Origin of the sequence: Alteromonas sp. KS69, assembly GCF_003989595.1 — a bacterium.
In the GTDB taxonomy this organism is placed as follows: domain Bacteria; phylum Pseudomonadota; class Gammaproteobacteria; order Enterobacterales; family Alteromonadaceae; genus Alteromonas; species Alteromonas naphthalenivorans.
In genome coordinates this window covers 70,898-94,178 of the sequence record NZ_PYHU01000035.1, presented here as the reverse complement: position 1 = coordinate 94,178, position 23,281 = coordinate 70,898, and the positions used below count along the sequence as shown (strand labels likewise).

The window sequence follows — 23,281 nt, the reverse complement described above, 5'->3', positions numbered from 1 at the left end:
ATCGTAAGAGGCTGCCATTCGGCAGCCTCTTTTTTATTTTCGACCTCAAATTGTCATATAAGAGGGCGGTAAGCTTCAGTTTTATTACGACCTAAGTATTTGCACAAAATTTACACAGTTAGTTTTACCTGTACCAAAGTACACTTGAGTTAAACAAAAAATAAACTTATTTAAACGGCGTAAGTTTATGATTTTAATGTTTAAATAAAAATATGATATTATTTTGCACAAGTTCTTGCTGTGTATACGCAAGTATATAATTTTATACGTTCCTAAAAAAAAGTGGACGATAACAACATGGCGGAACTGGGTAGGCAAGGGCGAGCGAAGTTGAGTAAGTCAGCTTTGTGCGTGAAATTAATATTGGGTAGTGTGTTAACGCTGCCACTTTCTTTTAACGCTTTATCAGATGTAATTTGGGAAGAAAACTTCGACGCAGCCACATTAGATGGCAAAGGAGCGGTTGGAGGAGATACTATTACTATTGATATGGATGGCGTATCACGCTGGAGTATTGATGTAACAGACGCTGATTTAAGTGCGGTTTCTGACTGGTTTAAAGTCGATGGCGGCCAACTAAGTGCTCGCGACGTAGATGGCGATGCCGTGTGGGTGTCTGAGGTTATTGTCGTAAATGGCTTAACTGACTTGCAGCTTGATGTCGAAGTATCAGAAAGTGGTACGCAAGAAGACATAGATTATGTTGATGTGATGTACTCAGTTGATGGTGGAGAGTTTGTCTTAGTCACCAATGCACTGGGAACAGATATTCACACTCTTATAGATGACTACACTAGTGTAACCGTTAATTCTGCTATTCCTGATGCAAGCACGGTTCAAATAAAACTAGCTATGAAGAACAATGCTGGGACAGAATCCCACTTTGTAAACAGCGTTGTTTTATCAGGTTCAACTGGCTCTGAAGGAGAGGATGAAGGCGGCGATGATGGCGAAACATCTGACGACACGCTTCGTACCTTAACCGAAAGTTGCTTTAACTGCCCTGATTTAACCGCGGTTAAATTGCCCAGCGACTATGTTGAAGCGGATTATTATGCGCAGCTTGATACAGCAATAACGAATAATGAAAGCGCTGAAACACTTAAAGCGCTGGCTCAAAATATTATCTCACTCGATCACCATCAGCTTTCTTATTCAGAAGCATGGACAGCCCTAACTGACACCGATCAAGACCCTGCCAACCCAGACAATGTCGTGTTGTTCTACATGGGAACATCGTTAGCTAAATTCAGTAACGGTAGTGGCACGCAAAGCAGCAATCAGGACAATTGGAATAGAGAGCACGTTTGGGCGAACAGCCATGGTTTCTCTAGTAGCAGCTTAGCCGCATATTCAGATATTCATCACCTTCGCCCAACCGATATATCGGTAAACGGTTCTCGCGGCAATCTAGATTTTGATTTCAGTGATGGTGCACTACCTGAAGCGCCAGCAAACAGCATTGATAGTGACTCTTTTGAACCTCGTGATTCAGTAAAGGGTGATGTAGCACGCGCTATGTTTTACATGGACGTACGGTACGATGGCAGTGATAGCAGCGAGTCGGAAGCAGACTTGGTATTGGTTGACCGTTTAACCAGCACTGACGAAGCCGCCCAAGGCAAACTGTGTGTTCTTTTACAATGGCATGAAAGCGACCCTGTTGATGAATTCGAACTTGAAAGAAACAGCAAAGTTTTCGAATTCCAAGGTAACCGTAACCCCTTTATCGACAAGCCTGAGCTTGCTTCACTAATATTCAATGCAAGTTGTGATGGTACAGACGCTGGCGATTCAGATGGCGGTGATACGGGAGAAGATTCTGGTGACTCAGTTGATGATGGCACTGACGGAAGTACAGGTTCAGGCCACGCCGTTTTCATTTCTGAATACATTGAAGGCAGCAGCTTTAACAAAGCGGTAGAAATTTACAATGGTTCAACTGAGGCAGTAGATTTAAGTAACTATAAGCTTAAATTACTTTCAAATGGCGCTACCAGCGTAGGTGACGAAAAAGTATTGGAACTTAGCGGCACGTTAGCCTCTGGTGCCGTGGCTACCTTTAGTCATGCTAGCGCTGAAGATGCGCTGACTACAGGCTCGACGTTGAGTAGCTTTGTAATGAACTTCAACGGTGACGATTACATCGAGCTAAGTTACGGTGATGTCACCATTGATGCTGTTGGTACGTTTGGCGTAAAAACCAACTGGGGTAAAGATGTAACCCTAGTGCGTAAAGCTTCAATTACTGAAGGTAATGCAACACGTAACGCTGCTTTTGACCCAGACAGTGAGTGGGATAGCTACAGCCAAAACACTTACGATTATTTTGGTTCGCACAATGGCAGTGTGGTCGACCCTACAGATCCAACCGACCCAACTGATCCGACAGACCCTGTCGACCCAGTAGATCCGGTAGACCCAACAGTCGAGTTGGTGCTTATCAGTGAACTGCAGGACGAAGGTGATGCTTCACCACTTGCTGATACTACCGTAATCATTGAAGCGGTAGTGACCAAAGTAGCGGAAGACTTGTCTGGTTTCTTTGTTCAAGAAGAAGCGGCTGATTCAGATGGCAACGACGCAACCTCTGAAGGTGTGTTTGTATATGCTACTTCCCTAGAGACTTTCCCAATGGTTGGCGACTTGGTTCGCATGCAAGGTGACGTGGTTGAATACAACGACTTAACCGAGTTTGTATTATCAGGCGACGTTGAAGTGTTAGGCGCAGGTGGAAGTATTCTCTACACAGAACTTAGTATGCCATTTAGTACAGATACCAACCTTGAAGCCTATGAAGGTATGCAAATTACCTTTACCCAATCGTTGCTGGTCAATGACGTATATAACTTAGGTCGTTACGGACAGTTTAACGTGGGCTCTGAGCGCGTGATGATCCCGACTAACCAATATCCTGCGGGCACAGCCGAAGCGATAGCGTTAGCAGAACAAAATGCCCTCAATACATTGTTGGTAGATGATGCTTCAAATAGCCAAAACCTAGATGGTATTCCATTCCCTGTGGGCGGGCTAACGCATGCTAACCCTCTACGTTTGGGCGATACAGTTGAAAACCTCACAGGTGTAATGCATTACTCGTTCAGCGAGTATCAATTGCTACCGGTAATGGACTTAGAATTAGTTCGCACCAATGCACGTACGGCTTACCCGTTAATCGGCTTAACCGGCGATGTAAAAGTGGCTAGCTTTAACGTACTTAACTATTTCGATGGACCAGACTTCCCAACCTCTCGCGGCGCTACCAATGAATTCGAATTGGTTCGCCAAGAAGCGAAAATCGTTGCAGCGCTAGCAGCAATGGATGCAGATGTTGTGGGTCTTGTAGAAGTTGAAAATGATGGTCATGGTGAAGACTCTGCTATTGCAACATTAACCGCAGCGGTTAATGCTGAAATGGGCGGTGATGTGTATAGCTATGTGTCAATCAGTGAAGCATTAGGTACCGACGAAATTGCAGTAGGCATGATTTACAAGCCTGCAGTAGTCACACCATTTGGTAACGCTGTTACATCGTCTGAGTCACCGTTTGACTATGGTAACCGTCAGCCGCTTCTTCAATCATTTACAGTGAACGCCAACGGTGAAGCATTCACCCTTGCCGTAAACCACTTTAAATCGAAAGGAAGTTGTTCAAGTGCTACCGGTGATAATGCCGATTCAGGTGATGGACAGGGCTGTTGGAACGCATTGCGTACCGATGCAGCTAATGGCTTGGTTGCCATTGTAGAAAACAATAGCGATACCTTATCTGACCGCTTACTCATTATGGGTGACTTAAACGCGTATGCAGCAGAAGAGCCTATTTTGGCCCTTGAAAGTGCTGGCTATACCAACTTAGTTAACACCTTTGGTGGCGATTCGGCATACTCATACACATTTGGCGGCGAACTAGGTTACCTAGACCACGCATTATCTAGCCCAAGCTTAACTGAATATGTGGTTGATGCGACGGTATGGCACATTAACGCAGATGAGCCTCGTGTGTTTGATTACAATGAAGAGTATAAAACTGACGCGCAAATCACGGATTATTACGGCGCTGATGCATACCGCTCTTCAGATCACGACCCAGTATTAGTAGTACTTAACTTCCCAGATGCGGTACAACCTGGCGATTTTGATGGCGACAACGACGTAGATTATAACGACATTATGGCGTTCTACGGCTTGTTCTTATCAGGTGGTGCGAGCGATTTACAGTATGATTTTAATAATGATGGCATGGTTAATTTCTTTGACCTTAATGCCTTGATGACCATGTGTACCCGCGCTGGTTGTGCAGTAGAATAAGTAGGAATTGAAAAAATGAAAAAATTTATTATTGGTTTATTTGCATTAGTTGGTTTTAGTGCGCAAGCAGCGGTTATTAACATTAGTACCGATCAGGCATCTTATAACGTGGGTGATACTGTTACGGCTACGGTTAATTTAGATGTGAACGCTCTACTAGCGATTGGTGGAACACTACCTCTGATATCATTCGATAATACGTTTATCTATGATTCAACAAGCTTGACGTATTCAGATGGCTCTGTAACCTTTGGCGATAGCTCGGGATTTACTTTCTTAGATGGTTTGTTCCCAACGGCTCCTGGAATGATCTCTGTATCGTCAACGGGTTTGCTCCCGTTTTCATGGATGTTAGAGATGTTAGGGACTCAGCAATTACTAGCAGGGACCTTAGAGCTGTACACGTTGAATTTTTCAGCATTAAGTGCTGTGAACGACTCACTGTTTGATGTAAGTGGCAGTGTTCTCAACTCCAATGGCCAGCAGTTGCAGGCGACTACGTCATCCGCTCAAATTTCAATTACAGAAGTTCCAGCGCCAAGTACTGGTGTTCTAGCATTACTTGCTTGCTTCGGTATGGCGGTATCGCGGGTTAAGGCTCGTCGCTAATCGAGATATTCTAGCAATGTAACTCAACACGCTTATTACTAAGCATGTTAACAAAAACCCAGCATCTGCTGGGTTTTTTATATTTGATGCTCGCTAAATCAGTTAAGGCTTCTTGTAGAAGACACGCCCAAAAAATACGACAAAATTTCTATTTACAGCGCGCTCAAAATGAACCACACTGGTTAAAGGTACAGTTAAATGGAAATGATATGTCTGCCACCAAAATGCTAGGTAATGAAGGGCGAGAGTTCGGCCTTAGTGATGCTTCACCTTCAGAAAACGCAAGTCTTGATACCGTCAGCTTTGCTCAGCGCCAGCGGTTGGCTTATATCGATTTTTGTTTGTTGTTTAAAGGGGCGATTTATCGCCAAGATCTAATTGGCCGCTTTGAAGTGGGTTTATCTGCGGGCTCTCGCGATTTCAGTCTGTATAAAGTGCTGGCGCCAAATAACCTTACCTACGACGCAAGAGATAAGCGTTACTTTCAAACCGATACTTTTGTACCGTTGTTCGAGCACGATCCTCGTAGAACCTTGGTGAAGTTAGCGAACGATATTTCTGATGGCTTCGATGCTATCGGTGATATCCACTTTCCGGTAGAAAGTGCGTCGTCGTTAAATATCCCCGATATTTATGTAGTGGCGAAACTAGTGCAAGCTATTGTTAATAACAAAGCGGTGAGTGTTATTTATACATCGCTTTCAAGTGGTTCGGGCGCGCGAGAATTGGTGCCCCATAGCATTGTAGATAATGGCCAGCGTTGGCACGTGCGTGCGTTTGATAGAAAAACCGGAAGCTTCAGAGATTTCGTGCTAACCCGTATTAGTAAAGTTACCCTAAAGGCCAACCCTGCATTAAGCGAACAGAGCCTAGCCGATGAAGCATGGCAGCGAAAAATAGCCTTAGAAGTAGTGCCGCACCCGAAAAATATAAACCATCCTACTGCCATTGAGCTCGATTATGGTATGGAAGAAGGAGTACTTCACCTTGAAGTACGGGCCGCTATGGCAGGGTATCTACTGCGCCGGTGGAATGTAGATTGTACTAAACATGCCAGTCTGCGTACGGGTGAATACCAACTGTGGTTGCGAAATCAGGAAACGCTGGAAAATACCGATAATCTTGCCATTGCACCAGGGTATATTGGCGAGGAAAAACGCTACGAGTAAAAGATTTTTCTCTAACGGCAGGTATGTCGGTCGCTTCAAGGTGCGTTACCACTTTTGCGTAAATTGCTTAATACTAGAGAGCAGCAGGTCTTTATCTAATGGCTTGGTAAGAAAGTCATTCATGCCTGCATTTAAACATTCTTCTTTATCTTCAGGGAATGCATTGGCAGTAAGTGCTGCGATAGGCGTGTTTATCTTTAATTCGTTTCGAATAATGCTAGCGGCCATAATACCGTCCATTACGGGCATGTTGCAGTCCATCAATATGAAGTCGAACAAGTGCTTGGCACAGGCTGCAACGGCTTGCTCACCATCTTTCACATGCACAATTTTAAAACCTTCGCCTTCAAGCATTGCTTTTACAATTTCGGCGTTAATATCATTATCTTCTGCAATAAGAATGCGCAACCTAGGCGCTGCTTTATGGGGGAAGCCGGTTGGCTTGCTGGCTCGGGACACTAGGCTTTGTAAATCGAGCTCTAAGTCTTTGCGGATGATCGGCTTTGCATGTGAGCGCCAAATAACGTCTTTCACGGCCTCTTCACAATCTAATCGTTCAAGTTCTGCTGAAATCAAAATGATTTTTGGAAATGGCGAGATATCTGTTTTTACTAATTCTCGCAACAAATCAACGCCGCTCATCTCTGGCATCGCTAAATCGAGAATAATAACATCGTAATTATTGGGCGTATCTTCCAGAAAGTCCTTTGCGCTTGAGTACGACGTTGGAATAAGCGACATTGCGGCAACCACGTGTTCTAGATATTCTCGGCTTGTAAGCAAGTCGTCCACAATAGCGCAGCGCAATATGGCGTCAGTTTTAACCTCGATGGCGGGCAGAGACTCTTCAACCACCGGAAGGGTTAGCGTAAATTCACTACCGGCGCCTAAGGTTGAGGTGGCTAAAATATTACCGTCCATTAATTGTGCTAATTCTTTAGCGATACTCAGCCCTAGCCCAGTGCCTCCATAATGGCGGGTGGTTGACTGGTCTGCTTGCTCAAATTTTTGAAAGATAGTCGACAATTTATCAGAATCAATACCAATACCGGTATCTTTAACCGAAAACAGCAAGGTATTGCCACTCTCCGTGAGAGCTTGGCTGACCGATAAGGTTACGCTACCTGACTCGGTGAACTTAATGGCGTTACTCAATAGGTTATGTAAGATTTGTGCAATACGGGTGATGTCACCTTGAATAATGGGCGCTAGCGTTTGCTGTTTATTGTAATGAAAATCTAAGCCTTTGTTCTGGCAATAAATACGCTGTATAGATACCACCTCATCAAGCAGTTGAAGCAAGTCGACAGGGCCTTTTTCAACCACAATTTTCCCCGCTTCAATTTTTGATAAATCGAGAATGTCGTTAATAAGGGTAAGCAATTGTCGCCCAGCGGTTTTGGCCTTTCGTAAGTAATTTTCACTCTTGCTTGGGTTATCCATCGCAAGTTCAATCATGCCAAACAGCCCATTCATTGGCGTGCGTAATTCGTGACTCATACTCGATAGAAACTCGGACTTAGCTCTATTGGCTTCCTGCGCCTTTAGCGCTTCTGTTTCTGCTTTTTCAGAGGCTTCATATAGATGCTGTATTGTCTTTTTTATTTTTCTATCCATGGGCGCGAAAATGAAAAAAGCTTCAACCCCTAGTAGGAATATAGTGGCAAGCCACAAATAGAACTCAAGAGACGAGACCGCATCAACATGACTTTTCGCCTCTAGCTCGAACATATAAACCACACTATTAAGTTGCTCTAGCAGCCTGGTGGCTTGTTCTATAGTAATAACAATTGAAGAAGAACATTGGGGTGAATTCACAAGTGCTCTTGCTTGTCCAATATATTGATTAACCTTTGCATCAAGCTGGCTAGTACCGAAATACATATTGGAGATAGAGTCTGGTAAAGAGGGCAATGAGATTAGTTTTTGATGATTACTTGAAAAGGTATTAATGGCCGTTTCAAGTATGTCGGTAGACGATGCGCTGTCTTCACCACAGGCATTTATTTTTTGTACAAGAAGGGCAATGCGTTGAGAGAGCATTCGCTGCTGCCCCGCAATATTGATAATTTCAGCATCAAGACGCTGACCGTTCAGCAGAGTTCGCATTGTGAATACAGATGCCGTAACAAGACAGGCAATGAGAAGCAGCGCTAGCGTGTACCGTATGCGAATGGACATAAAAATAACGTTTTTCTTAGAGTACCTAAAAGATAATTGATACCAAGCATTTACGCAATTTTCCAAAGGGACTAAATGCTAAGCTTTTTTCAAATTTTGAAAAAGTTGATGAGAAGCCCACTGTATTTAATTGGAGGAAGCAGTGTTGAAAATAGAGGGTAAAACGAATTTAAGATGATGGTAGGGCGAACTTGCTCTCAACGAGAGCAAGTTTAATGGTCTCAAATTTTGCTTATAAAGCGGGCAAAATTTCAAATTGAATTGGTTTATAGCGAAAGTTATTCGATTCGCCCGCAGAGCATGCAGTAAGACCTACAATCATGTCCATTTTTGCTTCAAAAATAGTGTAGTCACCTGCTTTACTCGTAGGCGGTAGCACGGCAATTTTTCCCTCGGGGCTTACATCCACGTTCATAAAGGTATTGAATGTAGTCCCAATATGATGTGCAGGAATGTCGAACTCAGCGAATGCGGCCACTAAGTTGCCATGGCATCCAGGTACGGGGGGGTCACTGGGATAAAAGTGTTTGAAGGTATCCACACTGCAAGGGGTTAAAAGAAAATCGTGTTCTTCCACCGTATCTTCAATGATCTCAAACATCACCTGACTTTCGTTGGAGTAAAGCTTACATCCTGATTTAAAGTGGGTGCTTTCGTTATAATCTAGCGAACGGCCTGACGACATAAACTCATTTTTATCGTGGGCGTTAAAAGCATATAAATCGGCAACTTGTTCCCCTTCAGGGTCAATAACTTTTAGCCGCTCACCTTTATTAATAGTGAATGCTGTGCCGCTTCTTGGTTGAATGGTTTGTCGCATTGCTGCCTCTTTATTTCTCTATTTGAATTAATGTAGATTAGTTTTGATTTGCATGGAAAGGACACTGCCAACGCTTAGGTTGCTGCTTTCCACTGTACTGATATGCTTCTGATTGCTCACCATGATTTTGCAACAAGGTATTTTTTGAACCACAGAAGGCTTCGTCTTGTTGACGAATGTGGTCTCTTAAATCTTCAAATTTTCCTTGTTCGCGAAGTAGTTCGAATTGCTCGTGAAGATTGAACACTAGCGCGGGGCGCTCAAAGCGTCTGCTTTTACGCTTCGCACCGGGGTGGAGTCCAATGATAAAAAATGCTTTGCCGCCCAAACTAAAACTAAAGTTAGGACTATGCGGATTTTCGTCTACTTGGTTATCCCAGCCGTGCATGCAGGTGTCGATGTCATGAAGTTGCTGAAGTTTGCGCCACATCAATTTATCAAAAACAATCTCGCTTAGAATCTCTGGTTGTTCAAAAGTAAGTACCAGCGAAGAATACATATCTTTATCAAGCTCAAAGCGATGAATGAAGTCGTAGATGTCCGTCAAGATGTCGGTATCATTCGTGTCGCATCGAAAATTATCATACTGCTTTACAGTGATTTTACCCTTGTTTAACGCAGTTTTAGCGCCTACACAAGGGTAATCGGCTTGGTTGATAAACGCTGATACTTTTTGCTCTAGATCAGGTTTTAAAATAGACATACTCACTCCTTGATTAGTCTTCCCACGCTTTTTAAGCAGATTGCTTAATCAACGCTGTATCATGCTCTTGTGAAGAAACTTCGTTTTCAGAGGACGTTTTTTCGCGCTTTGGCAATTGCAGAACATGAATACCAGCGGTTTCAAAATCTTCATTAATATAACCGGCTTCTGCGTATGCATTTAGCACATTGATACAAGGGTTAACGCCCCATTTAGCGTGGTAACGCTCGGCGTTTCTGACAAAATCTAGAAGGTGATTAATAGGGCAGCGGTAATTTGGGCGCTCTGGCGCAAAAGTCTGCAATTCGATTTGGTTTAATGAAAAACCCAATGAACGGCAATTGGTAAAAAAGTCTTCGTCGTTTAGTCCGAAGCCGTCGTAACCTTCATCGAAACCGCCGGTTTTCTTAAAATCTGTCTTGCTAATAAAAAACACTGTAGAACAAATGCTATCGTCACTAAACTTTCCATGATCATCTTCCTGTTGTCTTGACGGAATTTCGTTATTATCTTCGTCTGGTAATTCTTGGCTTTTAATTTGGCATAATGTGTCGTGGGGAAGGACCCATTGTGACTCTGGAACGAATGTCACTTTGGTAAATACCACTGAACCTGGACACCATGCATTCAATCCTTTAGCGATAAAGTTTTTATCTACAATGGCATCAACATTTAGGTAAGCTAAAAGGTTACTTTTGGCTTCTTGTAAACCGCGATTTCGTGCTCTAGCAATCGGTAATGCGCCATTAGCCACAAACTTATGCACGATATTAAACTTCTCACTTTTCGCTAGTGAAAGCGTTGAAGGAGAACACATCCAAACGATGACAAGTTCATCGGGAAGTGGGTTACACGACTCAAGCTGTTCTATGAGTCTGCAGAGTTTTTCTGTACGACTTTTTACTATCGTGACAACGCTGACGGGTGAATGCATGTAAACCTCCTAATTTCCCTTTGGTGAGTATTTGATAACCTAACTTCAGTGGTTGTTACCAAACGTCGCACTTACTGTCTTATCTGTAATGCCTACTTGCAGGTAACTTAGCAATTATTAGACCTTAGTCTAATATATTGAAAAGTTTGGAGATTATTTATTTTAGTGTTGCGTGCCAGTGCTTAGGCTTGCAAAGAATTCACTCAGTGTGAATCTATTTCATAGTGTGAGAATGGGGCCAACGCCCCATTTGGGAAAGGGTTTGGTGATCACTGAGAGGGAGTGTTAGCTGCATTAACATTGTTGGTTTTCACAGTGCCTAATTGGTCTATAGTTATCTGGTGTGTAGTTACCTGGTCTGTTTTAACTTCAATCTCAATTTCATCTGGTACTGTTTGTAAATATTCGATGGGCTCACTTCGAACACACAAGGTCTTTAAATTAAAAACTTGGCAGCTGCCTTTATAACGCTGCGTTTTGGCTACAAGGTAACTACATGCCTCGCCCTTAGTTTTTGTTTCGCAGGCTTCAAATGCTTCGTTGTGAATATGACCGCTATGAGCTAAAACTGTCGTCGAGCATGCCATTGCTAGTAAGGTTACCAATGAGAATAAAGGTAATGTACCGGCTAGTGACTTGCCTAATTTTACACGTATAGACGTCATTAATTTACCTCTATACTGCCTTGGGCACCTTGATAGCAGCCTATAAACATATTTTCGGCGGCACTCGCTGCATGGTAATGGTAGCCTCTTGTATCGTCTTCATGGCCTCTACACTCATCAAGATCATAGTCTTCTTCTCCATTGGCATTTAACATGCCGTAGATGCCGAAGCCATCAAGGGCATATCCCATGAGATTGGCATGATCATCAATACTGGTTACCACTTCGCTACAGCCTAATGATGCGTGATAATGATAGCCTTCAGCGGGGTTCACGTGGCCACCACAATCGTCAAACGCTGCAATGGTGTTCGCGGCTAATATTTGAGAGACGGGGGCAGGGCCTGCTATCACTACACCGTTTAATGAAACGCCCAAGTCAGCACCAATAGATTCGGGGTTTGATAGAGGGACTGGCGTGACTGGAATTAAAATGGTTTGTTGCATACCACCGTCATAATAGCTAATTGAGCACTCTACACAGTGATTTTGATATTCTTCGGCTACGTTGGGACGGGCTGCCGCTTCACAGGCTACCTGAGTATCTGTAACGAAAATTTCGCCAGTATCTTCATCGTATAATTCCCAGTCATCGCCATAAAGGGTTTTTACGTCCACAAAGAATTGCCCTTCCAGCTGATATACCTCGCCACTTCCGTCAAACCATATACCGCCTTGGGTGGCATCGTCAGTAATGGTGGACGGGCAGAAAGGTCCTATGTCTGTATTTGCAGGAGCACCGTTGATAACAACCTTGTAGCAATCGGTGGTGGTTCCATCTGTAAGCGTACAAGAGGTAGTGGTAATCGTTTCGGCCAAACCCGCAGCTAGAAAGTAGTCAGGGTTTGGACCAACAATGCTACTGTCTGTGTCGCTATCGCTATCTGAACCAGAGGACGTATCACTATCCTGTGTCGAGGAAGTGCTGTCGGAATTATCGCTATCAGAGCATGCTGATATGCCCAGTAGCACGAGCATGAGTAGTGCGTAGAATGACGTCTTCATATGTGGCCTCAGAACTGTTTTTTAGATTTGAATGTCTATTGAAATACCAATTCCAAGACTATCGCTAAAATGTGCAGTTTCTGTGCAGGTTCGAAGGGGCTTTAATGAAGATGTATCACAGGCTACTGTACTTTGTAGCCAATGCCATATACCGCATGAATAGGGCTGATGTGTTCTGCCGTCGCTAATTTGTGGCGAAGGTTTTTCATATGGCTGTCGATGGTGCGGTTACTTACCACTCTGCCATCTTCATAGCCAAGCTCCATAAGCTGGTCGCGGGAATAGACTACGCCAGGTTTTGTCATCATTGTTTTCAATAACCGGAATTCTACCGGTGTAAGCTCAATAATGTTGCCATCCACAGCACATTCAAACCGAGACATATCCAATTCGATATGGCGGAAAGTGAGCTTTTCTGATGACAACTCAGTTTGGGTTTGTTGCGTGGTTCGCCGCAATACCGCTTGTATCCGTGCTACGACTTCACGTGCTGAAAAAGGTTTACAAACGTAGTCATCAGCACCTGCTTCTAAACCAATAAGTCGGTCTATTTCATCGACTCGGGCGGTCAACATGATAATGGGTACCATAGAAAAACTACGTAGCGATTTGCAAATGGTGAGTCCGTCCACACCGGGCAGCATTCTATCTAAAATAATGGCCGACGGAGCTTCCTTTTTTACCGTATCAACCACGTGTGTGCCTTCATTTAATACGGTAGATGTGAATCCTTCCAAGGCAAGAAATTCAACTAAAATTTGCGCAATTTTATCTTCATCTTCAACAATGAGTACATGTTTGTGCGGTGTCATTAGTTATTATCCGTAGTGAAATATTTGGGCAATTCTGCCGTAATTTTAACGCCGCCGAGCGACGAAACTGACGCGCTAATTTTGCCACCATGGGCCTCAATAATTTGTTTACTAATTGATAAGCCTAGGCCAGCACCTTGTGTTCGACGCCTACGTGAGGCATCTTCTCTAAACAAAGGTTCAAATAATGCCGCTGCATTTTCTTTTGCAATGCTTGGCGCTGAGTCTTGAACAATAATAACGATAAATGAAGGTTGATCTGAAACCACCAACTCCACGGTACCTGGCGCATCAGTATACTCACATGCGTTAACCAGCAGGTTAAGCATAAGCTGTTTCAAGCGTTGGTGGTCGGCGTTAATGGTGATGTTGGGTGGGCAGGAACAAGTGAAGGTAAGCCCTTTTGTATCAAAAATATGCGCAAGGCTTTCGCTTTGTTGCACGATTACTTGGCTCAAATTCACTGACGAGAAATGATAAGAAAGCCCGCCAATATCAGACAGTGATAATTGGTATAAATCTTCAACCAATAAAGACAAGCGTGTGACCTCTTGGTCAAACGAGGCCAGTTGTTTTTGATCAAGTGGTCGAATCCCTGCTTTTATCAATTCAATTTCGCCCGATAAAATGGTGAGAGGCGTACGGAGTTCGTGAGAGATATCAGCTAGCCATTGACTTTTAGTATTTTTGTGCGCTCCAAGGGTATTTCCCAATGTATTTATGTGCCGCATCAGCTCGCCAAATTCATCAGGACGGTTTTCTGGCAAGTTGGTTTTATACTGGTGTGCAGTTAGGCCTTTAACGCTTTGTAATATTGCCTTAAAAGGGCTTAGCATGCGCGGCGTAACGCCTAATGCCAGTATAAGCGAGGCAATAAGCGACAATAGGCCTATAAAGATAATGGCTTGCAGCTGTTGTTCAGAAAAAGCGCGAGCCACATCAGAATCAGGTGTCTTAGGCGGGTAACTGGTAAGCCGACCTATGATCTGGCCGTTAAAGTCGAGTTTCACGCTTACTTCATTTCGTTCGTTTTCGTCTTCATAGGACGCTTGCCCAGATACGACGTCCCCAGACGGATTAGTGAGTAATGTAGGAGGGCCGGCAGATACATCTTCAATTTGATGTCTAGGGGGAGGGAAGCCACCAGGTCGAGGTCGCATTCCAGGGCGTCGATGGGGCATGCCAGTAGGCGCTACACTCTCTATTTGAATGTTGTCCCAACTGTTATTATTGCTGCTGTATTCTGCAATAAGTACGCGACTCAAACTCCTCAGGCGCTCTCGCTCCTGATTTTGAATAAATTCATTAAAGCCTTGCTCGAAGCTCCAACGTGCGAGTGCTAACGAAAGCGACAATGATACACAGGTAAAGCCAACAAGAATAACAAGAAGTTTATGGGATAGTTTCATTGTACTGAGTATATCTATGCTATTGCCATGCTAGCAATTGTTTCTGCTTTTATTCCCTCACTTCTACATGCTTCTTACACAGAATCTGCACATTTAGCGTGTATGCTGGATGTGAATTAGTTAATCTTCTTAGGAAAAGTCATGAAATTGTTAAAGCTTGTATTCGTTGCCACTCTTCTCACTGGAAGTTTAAACACATTTGCTCAACAGGGTCGTCCGAATGGTCCGCCACCTGAAGCTATTGAAGCGTGTGAAAATAAATCTGAGGGAGATACGGTCTCTTTCGAAACCCGCCGCGGTGACAGCGTGGAAGGTACCTGTGAAATGGTTGAGGAGCAACTGGTAGCGGTTCCTGAAAATCTTCGCGAACAGCGCTAATTCCCCGCTCTATTATTCCCATACCCATCCAAAAACGTAAACTGGCAGTGTAAAAATACACCGTCAGTTTCTGCTTTGTTATTACAGAACGCTCTAACAAAAAAATACCGAATATGGCATACTCGTCAATTATTAAGCTATGAATTTTTAGTGCGCCCCGTTATTTGTTTTTTTCACAGCGCATTGGCTTAAAATACTTTATTGGAGGCCTAGTATGCAGTACAGTGACGAGCGCCTTAACGAGCTAATAAACGCCCGAAATTCAGAGGTTCCAGACGTATTTAGCATCCAGTGTGATGGTATTGAACTTTATGTTCACGTTAGCCCTTACGTATGGATCCGCCCTTGGGAAGGACGTGACCATACGGCGTTTTCTGTTGGGCTAGCGCCAGGATGCCCGAATGCATGTCGGTTGTTCGGTAAAATTGATGTGCCTTATTTGCATATTTCGCTAGAGATCCTTAAGCAAGCTGCGGCCAAGCGCGTGACTGAAGTAGGAATATCGTTTTTAACGAAACGAGGTGCAGGGGTGAAAAGCTTTGCCATTCACCCAAGAGGCGGTTTGACATCAGTAGATGAAAGCCGTGCTTATCAAGATGCTTACGTAAATGGCTACCGCTTTGTAGTGCATGTTTATCAGCTACGGAGTGGAGGGCTTGGAAAGCGCTTTGCTGAATGGTTCTTTTTCGGTGAGCCAGACCCGTCTGTAATTTTGGCAAAAATACGTCGTCAGCAAGATAACCTTGCAGACTCAATGCATTTTGAAATATGTCAATTGTCTACGGAACTTCCTAAGTCGGCGTAAATCTTAATTAGTATAATAAACTATGGTTCACTTGTGAGCGTAATTACATCTATATAAAGTGAGTAAAAATCAAGTGGAGAGAGTTGTGAACTCTGAATCGGTAGTTGAACTTCGCAACTATGAAAAAAGCCAGTTAAAACAGGTTAGTGTTATTTCGGGTATTTCACCTAATGCCATGCGAAGGGTATTTGGTGGGTGGATATTATTTGCTGCATTAGTAGGAATAATTGTTTCTGTTGCACCGGATTTAGATAGTCAATTTATTGGTTTAACCCTATTTGTTTTAGTGGCCTTCACAGTCGTAATGTTCTGGCAAAGCCGAATCTCTGAAGGTTGGCCAGCCATTATTTGCGATGATGAATATATCGGTGTGGTAAGAGATCCTGTTCTGCGTGAATATGTGTGTGTTAAAAAAAGCATAATTACCGATGCACAACCTTCATTGATTAAACCCAACAAAAAAGCGGTTGAAATGAGTTTGGATACTAGCGCACTTAGCGAAACCGATACCGCTATTTTGAAACAAGCAGTGTGGCCGCGAGAAGACAAACTTATTGGTCTTGCCCACTTTAAGCGTCGTGAAGAAGCATGCGAAAGCGTAATGTGGTGCGTAAATCACAATACGAAAGCAGTTAGGTCAGTTCCAATACGCCGTGTGCCTACCTAGTTGTAAGCCTTTTCAATATTAAGCCGCTTTATAGCGGCTTTTTACTTTCTGCATTCAGGCTTTTGGCTTTAGCTTCAATCGCGTTAGCAGCGGGTAGTGATCTGAGCCAATATCAGGCAATTTCCTAATGTCTTCCAGCATAAAGTGACTCGAATGAAACACATGGTCCAATGGCCATTTAACTAGCGGGTAGTGGGCGTGAAAAGTATTAAAAAAAGCACGTCCGATTCTTGGGTCAAGCATACCGCTTATTTTCTTAAATTTTCTGGTAGTAGGCGACCATGCTACATCGTTCAAGTCCCCAGCTACTATTATAGGCCCGTCCTTTTTAGCTATTTCATGGCCTACCATAGTGAGTTCGACATCTCTGGGCCTAGCCGTTTTGTTCTCTGTGGGGCTGGGTGGCTTCGGATGAAGAAAGTAAAGTGTCACATCTTGTCCGTCCATATCAATGGTAACAAGCATGGAGGGCACGTCATCTTCTACTAAGTAGTTGAGTTTGGCGGTTTTCAATGGGTATTTACTGTAAAGGTGCATACCATACAAATTTTCCAAAGGGCAATGCTGCTGGTGAGGATGAGTTTCGTTTAACGCAGATAGGGCTATTTCCCAGCGCTTGTTAGATTCAAGAGTAACGACGAAGTCTGGATTGGTGTCACGTACATGCTTTAATAACTTTTCGTAATCTTCATTGGGCATAAAGACATTGCTCGATAGGATACTAATGCTCTCACCCGCATCTTGAGAAGATGCCTTAACCACTTCCTTTTTGTAAAACAAAGTATAAGGCATTATCCAAATAGCTTGGTAAATCGCGCAGGCCATTAAACTAATATAAAGGAATGCGGTAATAAGCGTGTTGAATCCAGAGAGCTCCGATGGATACATAACGCCTCGGGCAATTATTACTATCACCATTAAACCTAGTAATTGAAGCCGTGGAAATTCCCATACCCTCACTAGCCAATGTTTCGACGGTAGTGATGGCGCTAATGTGACAGCAATAAGAAATATCGCCATGGTGTTCAGTAAAATATTCATTGTCGTTCCTGACTAAGTTGTTTTTTGCTTTGCTGTCTTGCTTGCGAACTCTTTAAACAAGACAAACTCGGCTATTGCTCGATTAATAATAAGTATATTGGTTAACGAATATTCAATTTTCGTTCCGGTTGAGCAAGATGTAAGTAAAAAATGCGCATAGGTCGAAAAGTTTGCAGAGATGTTAACAAGTGATAATTAAAGTGAAAGTGAAGTAAATTGTTATAAATCAGTCGGTTGCTGCGTTGGCTCGAGTTTCGCATTAGCTATTGGGAGTTTCAACAAAGGAGAACTGTTATGAAACGTACATTACTTTCTATACTTGTAGCGACCTCGATGACAACTGCAGCTTTTGCTGGTGACATGGAGACAGATAACAAATGGGAAAAAGGCGCTAAGGATGCGTGGATAGACGGCAAAGCCGAAGCAACACTACTATTCAACGGCAACCTTGATTCATTCGATATCAATACAGACGTAAACAACGGTAACGTTGTTCTGACAGGTAAGGTAGATCATTCAGTTGATAAGAAATTAGCAGAAGAGTTAGTTTCAAATATCGACGGTGTTATGTCAGTAGACAACCAGCTTTCTATTATTGAAGAGAAAGACATGGATAAAATGGCAAGCGACATGTCGGATGACGCTGAATCAGAATATGATGAGCAAACGGGCACGCTTACTGATGCCAAAATTGCTACTGTTATTAAAACTCGCCTATTAATGGATAGCGACATCTCTGGTTTCGATATTGATGTAGATGTTGAAGCCGGTAACGTTACACTAACGGGTAACGTAGACTCAGACGCCGAGCGTCAACTTGCTGTCGAAATAGCGAAAAATGCTTCAGATGTAAAAAATGTTGAAGATAATTTGCAAGTTATTACTGAAACAGCCATGAAACACTAAGCAGTTATTAGTAAGATGAAAGGGGCCAATCGGCCCCTTTTTTAATGTCTATCAAACCCTAGAATTCCATAATAACGCGATATATCGAGTAGTAAAGTGACATTTGCGCTTATTTCAACATGCCGTTTTTTCGCAGCAACATGTAGTATTTTCCCATCCAGTTTACAACTTTTGTCTTACAACCTTTGACGAATTTTCTTTCTAACCCTTGATGCGTATACTCTTCGCGGTAATCAGGTAGCAGTAAGAAATTTGGAACACAATGTGCAATACAAGTTGTAATTAAGTGTTTAAGTTACAACGTGCAGTAGTCATTTAGAACCAACGCGTTCTTACATGGATAATAGCAAGTTAGTATAAAAGGAAGTGAATGATGAAAGTATTAAATTGGTTAGTTTCAGGTGTGTTGATTTCACTGCTTATTGTGCTTGCAGGCGTGTTAACAAACAACATGGCTTATGTGGGTAAAGCGAACGCAGATGATTCAGACAAATCCCACCATGCCTCTATCGTAAAAGTAGAACGCATACTTGCTCAGACCGAGTTCGATGTATCTCAGAAGCGAGATTTATTACGTAAAACACGTATTGAGTTTTACCTTGCAGAAGCAAAGCAGGCGGACTTACGTAATTGGACATTTAAGCGTGATGATTTAATCGACCGCGCAAAGAACATTTTAGTCCATCACCAAACACAGTTTACTTCAACAACTACAGAGTTTGCGAGCATCTAAGCTCGCCAACTCTGCTTCATTTAATCTAGTATTAGTAAGTGGTTTAAAGCCCGCGTTGGGTTTCCAGATAAGTAGCAAAGCTGCCAAGCCAGTGACTTCCCATATAATGCATATCGTTTATCACAGCATCGACTCCCGCTACCTTATGTGATTGTGCTGCACTGTTAATTGCTGCAACACGCTTATCGTCTGACGGCAATGCAGAGGCAATACCTTCAAGCATCCATGCACGACTTAAATTTAAACCATCTAGATGCGCAAGTTTACCATCACTTTTATCCACTACAGTGGCTACGTTTATCCATGAACCATCGCCATCAATAGGAATGCTGGGTAAAAAAGCAGACAGCCATTTTGCATAACGCTCGCTTGAATATACTCGGCGCATCAAGTCAGCTTCTGCAACACACGGTGATAAGAAGTCCTGGCCTGATGGTTCGTAAGCTAGCGGGCAATTCACGTCATTGGCATATAACTTTGTGATGGTTTTGGTAAGCAAATTTTCAAATGCAACATCGCCAGCCGTGCGGCTCCAATCTAACATAAGCCCGAATGCAAACGCGGTTTGACTATGTTCGCCCACTCGAATAGGAAATGAAAGCTTAGGGAGCCAATCTGTTACGTTGGCGACGATTTTTTGCTCAAGTGTCAGTAGGGTGGTTAGCCACCGTTTAGCTTCGGGTGAATTCCACTCACGTAATTCACTGGTTAGTTGTAAAAACCAAGCAAGCCCATAGGGACGTTCAAAGCTTGTACCTGTACCCTCACGGTTAAAGTAAGCGACTTCACCAGCGATATTCTCTTCGGTAAAACTGATGTCGAGGTGTTTTATAATGTCCGGGTAGTGAGGCGTTTCTGGATATTGGCTCGCAATGCGGGTTAATAACCAATGCCCATGTACAGATGAGTGCCAATCAAAGCAGCCGTAAAACGCGGGATACAGCTGTTTAGGCGGCTTAACATGTTCGGCCCCTGTCATCATGTGTTTAATGATGTTTGGGTATTCTTTATGAACACAGGCTAATGCGAGTTGGGCGAAGCGGTTTGCTAACGTTAAGTCACTCGATGAGGCCTTTGTGTCGGCAGTGTTCGCCATCAGTGATGGTGAAACTAGGGTGAGAACGAGTATAAGCTTAGGGAGCAAAGTCAATTTCATAAAATAAATGCCAATGTGTTTTTAAGAATGAAAGTGCCAAGTTTTTTTCAAGGGTAAAAATAACTCGGCGGCAAATAATAAGGCTAGTCTTTAAGACGGTTATAAAGGCTTTGGTAATGACGCGATATACGCCTCAACAACGGCTTTGACGAACACTTGGCAAGCCTCTGCCGTGTTAGGGTTATACTCGCCATGATTGGTAATGTTGTTTGATAGAATACGAATGCCAAGAAAAGGTACGCCATAAGCATGGGCAATTTGCGCTGCTGATGCTGATTCCATTTCCTCTACGCTGGTACCTAGGTTTTTGTGAAGCCATGCAATGCGGTCAATTTCGTTATTCCAAAAATTACCGCTGCCGATGGTGCCTTTCACAACGTTTCCACTTTTGTGTTCCTTGCTTAATGACATCGCGAGCTTAAGTAAGGTTTCGTCACCGGCATAAAAGCGAATCTTTTCAGCATCTGACGCACTATCACCTTCACCCGCACTGCCTTCTGACGCCATTAAGTCCATTGGGATCCACGTAAGAGGACGAGAGCCTTCGCCCGCTTCTAGCTTAGGGGTTTTGAAATTACTCGCGTTTACGCTTTTTTCGCCCAATACGATATCACCAACGTTTAGCTTAGGATCGTGCCCACCGGATGTACCCTGATTAATAATGATTCTTGGTTGGTAGCGACTTATACCTATAGCCGTTGCCGCAGCAGTGTTCTCTAAGCCTTTTCCTGTTTTGGCGACCACGATAGGGTGCCCGTTTAACGTCCCCAAATAGAAGGTGGCGTTACCTGAATGTTCAATACGAACGTCGGTTAAAAGTGATGCGAAGTACTCTGCTTCAATTGGCATGGGTCCTTGAATCATGATTGGCGCTAATGGCGTTTCAGAAGCGGCTACTATTACACTTTTCATGGATGATTCAGCCATGCTGTTAAAGCAAAGTAGCGCAAAAAGCGCGGAAAAAAGAGGAGCGGTTATTTTCATTATTATTCCGTTGAAGTAAGCGTGGTAAGTAAAACTACAAGTGAAAGACACCTTTCATTTCTACCAGTTTGGTATGTGAATTACAATGTGTATAGGCAGTAGGTGCCCGTGATACAGAACGTTGAATACGCATAAAAAAGGCAGCCATTGGCTGCCTTTAAAAAGTATTAAGTAGGAGTAACGGTTATTCTACTTCAACAATTTTAAGCGTATTGGTTGCACCAATTTTTTCCATTTCATCACCGTATGTCAAAATGATGTTGTCGCCGCTTTGCACTAAACCTTTGGCTTTAAGTGCTGCAACGACATCATATTTTAATTGACCAGGTTCGCTTTTCGATGAATCGAAATAAACAGGCTTAACACCGCGGAATAAGGCCATAGTGTTTAATGTACCTTCATGGCGAGACATCGCAATGATAGGCAGCGAGGTAGTAATACGCGACATTAACTTAGGCGTGTTACCGCTTTCAGTTAACCCTACAATAGCTTTAACGCTGGGTAGGTGGTTTGCTGCGTATACTGCTGACAACGCAATTGATTCGCTAGTAGATGAGAAAAGCTCATCCATGCGGTGCTTAGAAATTTTAACGCTAGGGTGCGTCTCGGCACCTTCACAAACGCGCGCCATCGCTTGAACAGTTTCAATCGGGAAGCTACCTGCTGCAGTTTCAGCTGAAAGCATAACCGCGTCTGTACCATCTAGTACCGCATTGGCAACGTCCATAACCTCTGCGCGCGTAGGCATAGGGCTATCAATCATCGATTCCATCATTTGCGTTGCTGTAATAACAATTTTGTTAAGCTGGCGTGAACGGGCAATAAGCTTTTTCTGAACACCCACTAGCTCGGCGTCACCAATTTCAACACCTAGGTCACCACGCGCAACCATCACCGCATCTGATGCACTGATAATGTCTGTGATAGCTTCATCAGTGGCTACTGTTTCAGCACGCTCTACTTTAGCGCAGATTTTTGCATAACAGCCTGCTTCTTCAGCTAGCTTTCTTGCGTAATTAAGATCTTCACCACTACGAGGGAATGAAACCGCAAGGTAATCAACGCCAATTTCAGCAGCCGTGATAATGTCTTTCTTATCTTTTTCAGTAAGGGCTTCAGCTGACAAACCACCGCCTTGACGGTTAATGCCTTTATTGTTTGATAATTTGCCACCAACAGTTACTTCTGTTAGTACTTTACGACCTTCTACGCCGGTGACTTTAAGTTGAATACGACCGTCATCAAGTAACAAAATATCGCCAGCACTTACGTCATCAGGTAGTGCTTTATAGTCGATGCCAACTTGCTTGGCATCGCCCGCATCGCGGTCTAGTTCAGCATCAAGTGTAAAGCTATCGCCAATAGACAACTTAACCGCGCCTTCAGCAAAACGAGCAACACGAATTTTTGGCCCTTGCAAATCGCCTAAAATGGCAACGTATTTACCTAAGTTTTTAGCCGCTTCTCTTACGCGTTTCGCACGCTCGATATGATCTTCCGCCTGGCCGTGTGAAAAGTTCATACGAACCGTGTTCGCACCGGCGGCAATTAGTTCTTGAATTTTTTCGAGTGAATCAGTGGCAGGGCCAAGCGTTGCAAGAATTTTCGTTCTTCTGGTCATTAGGAGTCCGTCGCAATTTTTAAGTGATGTAGCACAAGTAGATATATGGCTAGCCTGCGTATTTTGTACAAAGGTTAACCTGTAATCGCTTTACGTAATTTTATTACAGAATAGTAGATGAATCTGACATAAATGTGAATGAAAGATGAAGAAATGGGAACTGAGCCGACCAGTTGCGTCATTCATCTCAATAATAGAGTGTTAATGCCATCCACTGCCTTTTCTGTATTTTAAATAATCAATAGTTAAGCTTGTTTCCACTTAACTAGGGTAGCAGGTATGGCGAAAAAATGTGGTTAATTACCGAAGAGAGTAGGGAGCGGGGCATTTACCGAAGTATTACAAGTATAGCGAACCCGAGTTAGGCACCAAT

The 23,281-nt window shown here is 43.3% G+C and carries 20 protein-coding genes; 8 read left to right on the top strand and 12 right to left on the bottom strand.

Translation table 11 applies throughout. The annotated features are described in order from the left end of the window. Positions 1–297 precede the first annotated feature (297 nt). From C7Y69_RS16580 to C7Y69_RS16570, 3 genes are all read left to right on the top strand, one after another. On the top strand, positions 298–4,311 hold the full coding sequence (locus C7Y69_RS16580) for an ExeM/NucH family extracellular endonuclease (protein ID WP_126873422.1): 4,014 nt from the start codon (positions 298–300) through the stop codon (positions 4,309–4,311). A 15-nt stretch (positions 4,312–4,326) separates the two neighbouring features. Next, positions 4,327–4,920, top strand: coding sequence for a hypothetical protein (locus C7Y69_RS16575; RefSeq protein ID WP_013783621.1), 594 nt, complete (start codon positions 4,327–4,329; stop codon positions 4,918–4,920). Between the two features lie 209 nt (positions 4,921–5,129). Continuing rightward, positions 5,130–6,089 (top strand): WYL domain-containing protein, encoded by a 960-nt coding sequence (locus tag C7Y69_RS16570; protein WP_260563570.1) that lies wholly within the window; start codon positions 5,130–5,132, stop codon positions 6,087–6,089. Between the two features lie 45 nt (positions 6,090–6,134). Here C7Y69_RS16570 and C7Y69_RS16565 read toward each other — a convergent pair whose 3' ends face one another. From C7Y69_RS16565 to C7Y69_RS16530, 8 genes are all read right to left on the bottom strand, one after another. Continuing rightward, a complete protein-coding gene (locus tag C7Y69_RS16565; protein WP_126873421.1) occupies positions 6,135–8,270 on the bottom strand; it encodes a response regulator in 2,136 nt (711 codons plus the stop codon). A gap of 232 nt (positions 8,271–8,502) precedes the next feature. Beyond that, positions 8,503–9,090: a DUF1989 domain-containing protein gene (locus C7Y69_RS16560; RefSeq protein ID WP_013783624.1), complete on the bottom strand. Its 588-nt coding sequence runs from the start codon at positions 9,088–9,090 to the stop codon at positions 8,503–8,505. Between the two features lie 37 nt (positions 9,091–9,127). Beyond that, positions 9,128–9,793 carry a guanitoxin biosynthesis heme-dependent pre-guanitoxin N-hydroxylase GntA gene (gntA, locus tag C7Y69_RS16555; RefSeq protein ID WP_013783625.1) on the bottom strand — a complete coding sequence of 222 codons (666 nt, stop codon included), beginning with the start codon at positions 9,791–9,793 and terminating at the stop codon, positions 9,128–9,130. 31 nt (positions 9,794–9,824) lie between these two features. Continuing rightward, positions 9,825–10,727: a glycosyltransferase family 2 protein gene (locus C7Y69_RS16550; RefSeq protein ID WP_013783626.1), complete on the bottom strand. Its 903-nt coding sequence runs from the start codon at positions 10,725–10,727 to the stop codon at positions 9,825–9,827. A 269-nt stretch (positions 10,728–10,996) separates the two neighbouring features. After that, complete coding sequence (locus C7Y69_RS16545) at positions 10,997–11,392, bottom strand: hypothetical protein (RefSeq protein ID WP_126873420.1); 396 nt, start codon at positions 11,390–11,392, stop codon at positions 10,997–10,999. Further along, complete coding sequence (locus C7Y69_RS16540) at positions 11,392–12,396, bottom strand: YHYH protein (protein WP_126873419.1); 1,005 nt, start codon at positions 12,394–12,396, stop codon at positions 11,392–11,394. Before C7Y69_RS16540 ends, C7Y69_RS16545 begins: the two co-directional genes overlap by 1 nt. A gap of 122 nt (positions 12,397–12,518) precedes the next feature. Next, on the bottom strand, positions 12,519–13,208 hold the full coding sequence (locus tag C7Y69_RS16535) for a response regulator (RefSeq protein ID WP_126873418.1): 690 nt from the start codon (positions 13,206–13,208) through the stop codon (positions 12,519–12,521). After that, the gene (locus C7Y69_RS16530) at positions 13,208–14,617 is read right to left on the bottom strand and encodes an ATP-binding protein (protein WP_126873417.1); all 1,410 of its coding nucleotides are present in this window, start codon (positions 14,615–14,617) and stop codon (positions 13,208–13,210) included. Before C7Y69_RS16530 ends, C7Y69_RS16535 begins: the two co-directional genes overlap by 1 nt. Positions 14,618–14,758: 141 nt before the next feature. Between C7Y69_RS16530 and C7Y69_RS16525 the strand changes: the two genes are divergently transcribed. The 3 genes from C7Y69_RS16525 to C7Y69_RS16515 all read left to right on the top strand — a co-directional run bounded on the left by C7Y69_RS16525 (position 14,759) and on the right by C7Y69_RS16515 (position 16,467). Further along, the gene (locus C7Y69_RS16525) at positions 14,759–14,995 is read left to right on the top strand and encodes a hypothetical protein (RefSeq protein ID WP_013783631.1); all 237 of its coding nucleotides are present in this window, start codon (positions 14,759–14,761) and stop codon (positions 14,993–14,995) included. 214 nt (positions 14,996–15,209) lie between these two features. Then, a complete protein-coding gene (locus C7Y69_RS16520; RefSeq protein ID WP_013783632.1) occupies positions 15,210–15,800 on the top strand; it encodes a hypothetical protein in 591 nt (196 codons plus the stop codon). A gap of 85 nt (positions 15,801–15,885) precedes the next feature. Further along, on the top strand, positions 15,886–16,467 hold the full coding sequence (locus C7Y69_RS16515; RefSeq protein WP_013783633.1) for a hypothetical protein: 582 nt from the start codon (positions 15,886–15,888) through the stop codon (positions 16,465–16,467). Positions 16,468–16,521: 54 nt separating this feature from the next. On the opposite strand, the gene C7Y69_RS16510 is transcribed toward C7Y69_RS16515, so the two are convergent. Further along, entirely contained in the window at positions 16,522–17,508 is a 987-nt protein-coding gene (locus C7Y69_RS16510; RefSeq protein WP_126873416.1) for an endonuclease/exonuclease/phosphatase family protein, read from the bottom strand. A gap of 294 nt (positions 17,509–17,802) precedes the next feature. Here C7Y69_RS16510 and C7Y69_RS16505 point away from each other — a divergent pair, with 294 nt between their 5' ends. Beyond that, the gene (locus tag C7Y69_RS16505) at positions 17,803–18,414 is read left to right on the top strand and encodes a BON domain-containing protein (protein WP_126873415.1); all 612 of its coding nucleotides are present in this window, start codon (positions 17,803–17,805) and stop codon (positions 18,412–18,414) included. 370 nt (positions 18,415–18,784) lie between these two features. Next, a complete protein-coding gene (locus tag C7Y69_RS16500) occupies positions 18,785–19,147 on the top strand; it encodes a hypothetical protein (RefSeq protein ID WP_244360699.1) in 363 nt (120 codons plus the stop codon). A 43-nt stretch (positions 19,148–19,190) separates the two neighbouring features. Here C7Y69_RS16500 and C7Y69_RS16495 read toward each other — a convergent pair whose 3' ends face one another. From C7Y69_RS16495 to pyk, 3 genes are all read right to left on the bottom strand, one after another. Then, entirely contained in the window at positions 19,191–20,243 is a 1,053-nt protein-coding gene (locus C7Y69_RS16495; RefSeq protein WP_126873425.1) for a DUF2891 domain-containing protein, read from the bottom strand. 159 nt (positions 20,244–20,402) lie between these two features. Beyond that, a complete protein-coding gene (locus C7Y69_RS16490) occupies positions 20,403–21,287 on the bottom strand; it encodes a 5'-methylthioadenosine/S-adenosylhomocysteine nucleosidase (RefSeq protein ID WP_126873414.1) in 885 nt (294 codons plus the stop codon). A gap of 184 nt (positions 21,288–21,471) precedes the next feature. Beyond that, a complete protein-coding gene (gene pyk, locus C7Y69_RS16485) occupies positions 21,472–22,908 on the bottom strand; it encodes a pyruvate kinase (protein ID WP_062087417.1) in 1,437 nt (478 codons plus the stop codon). Positions 22,909–23,281 lie beyond the last annotated feature (373 nt).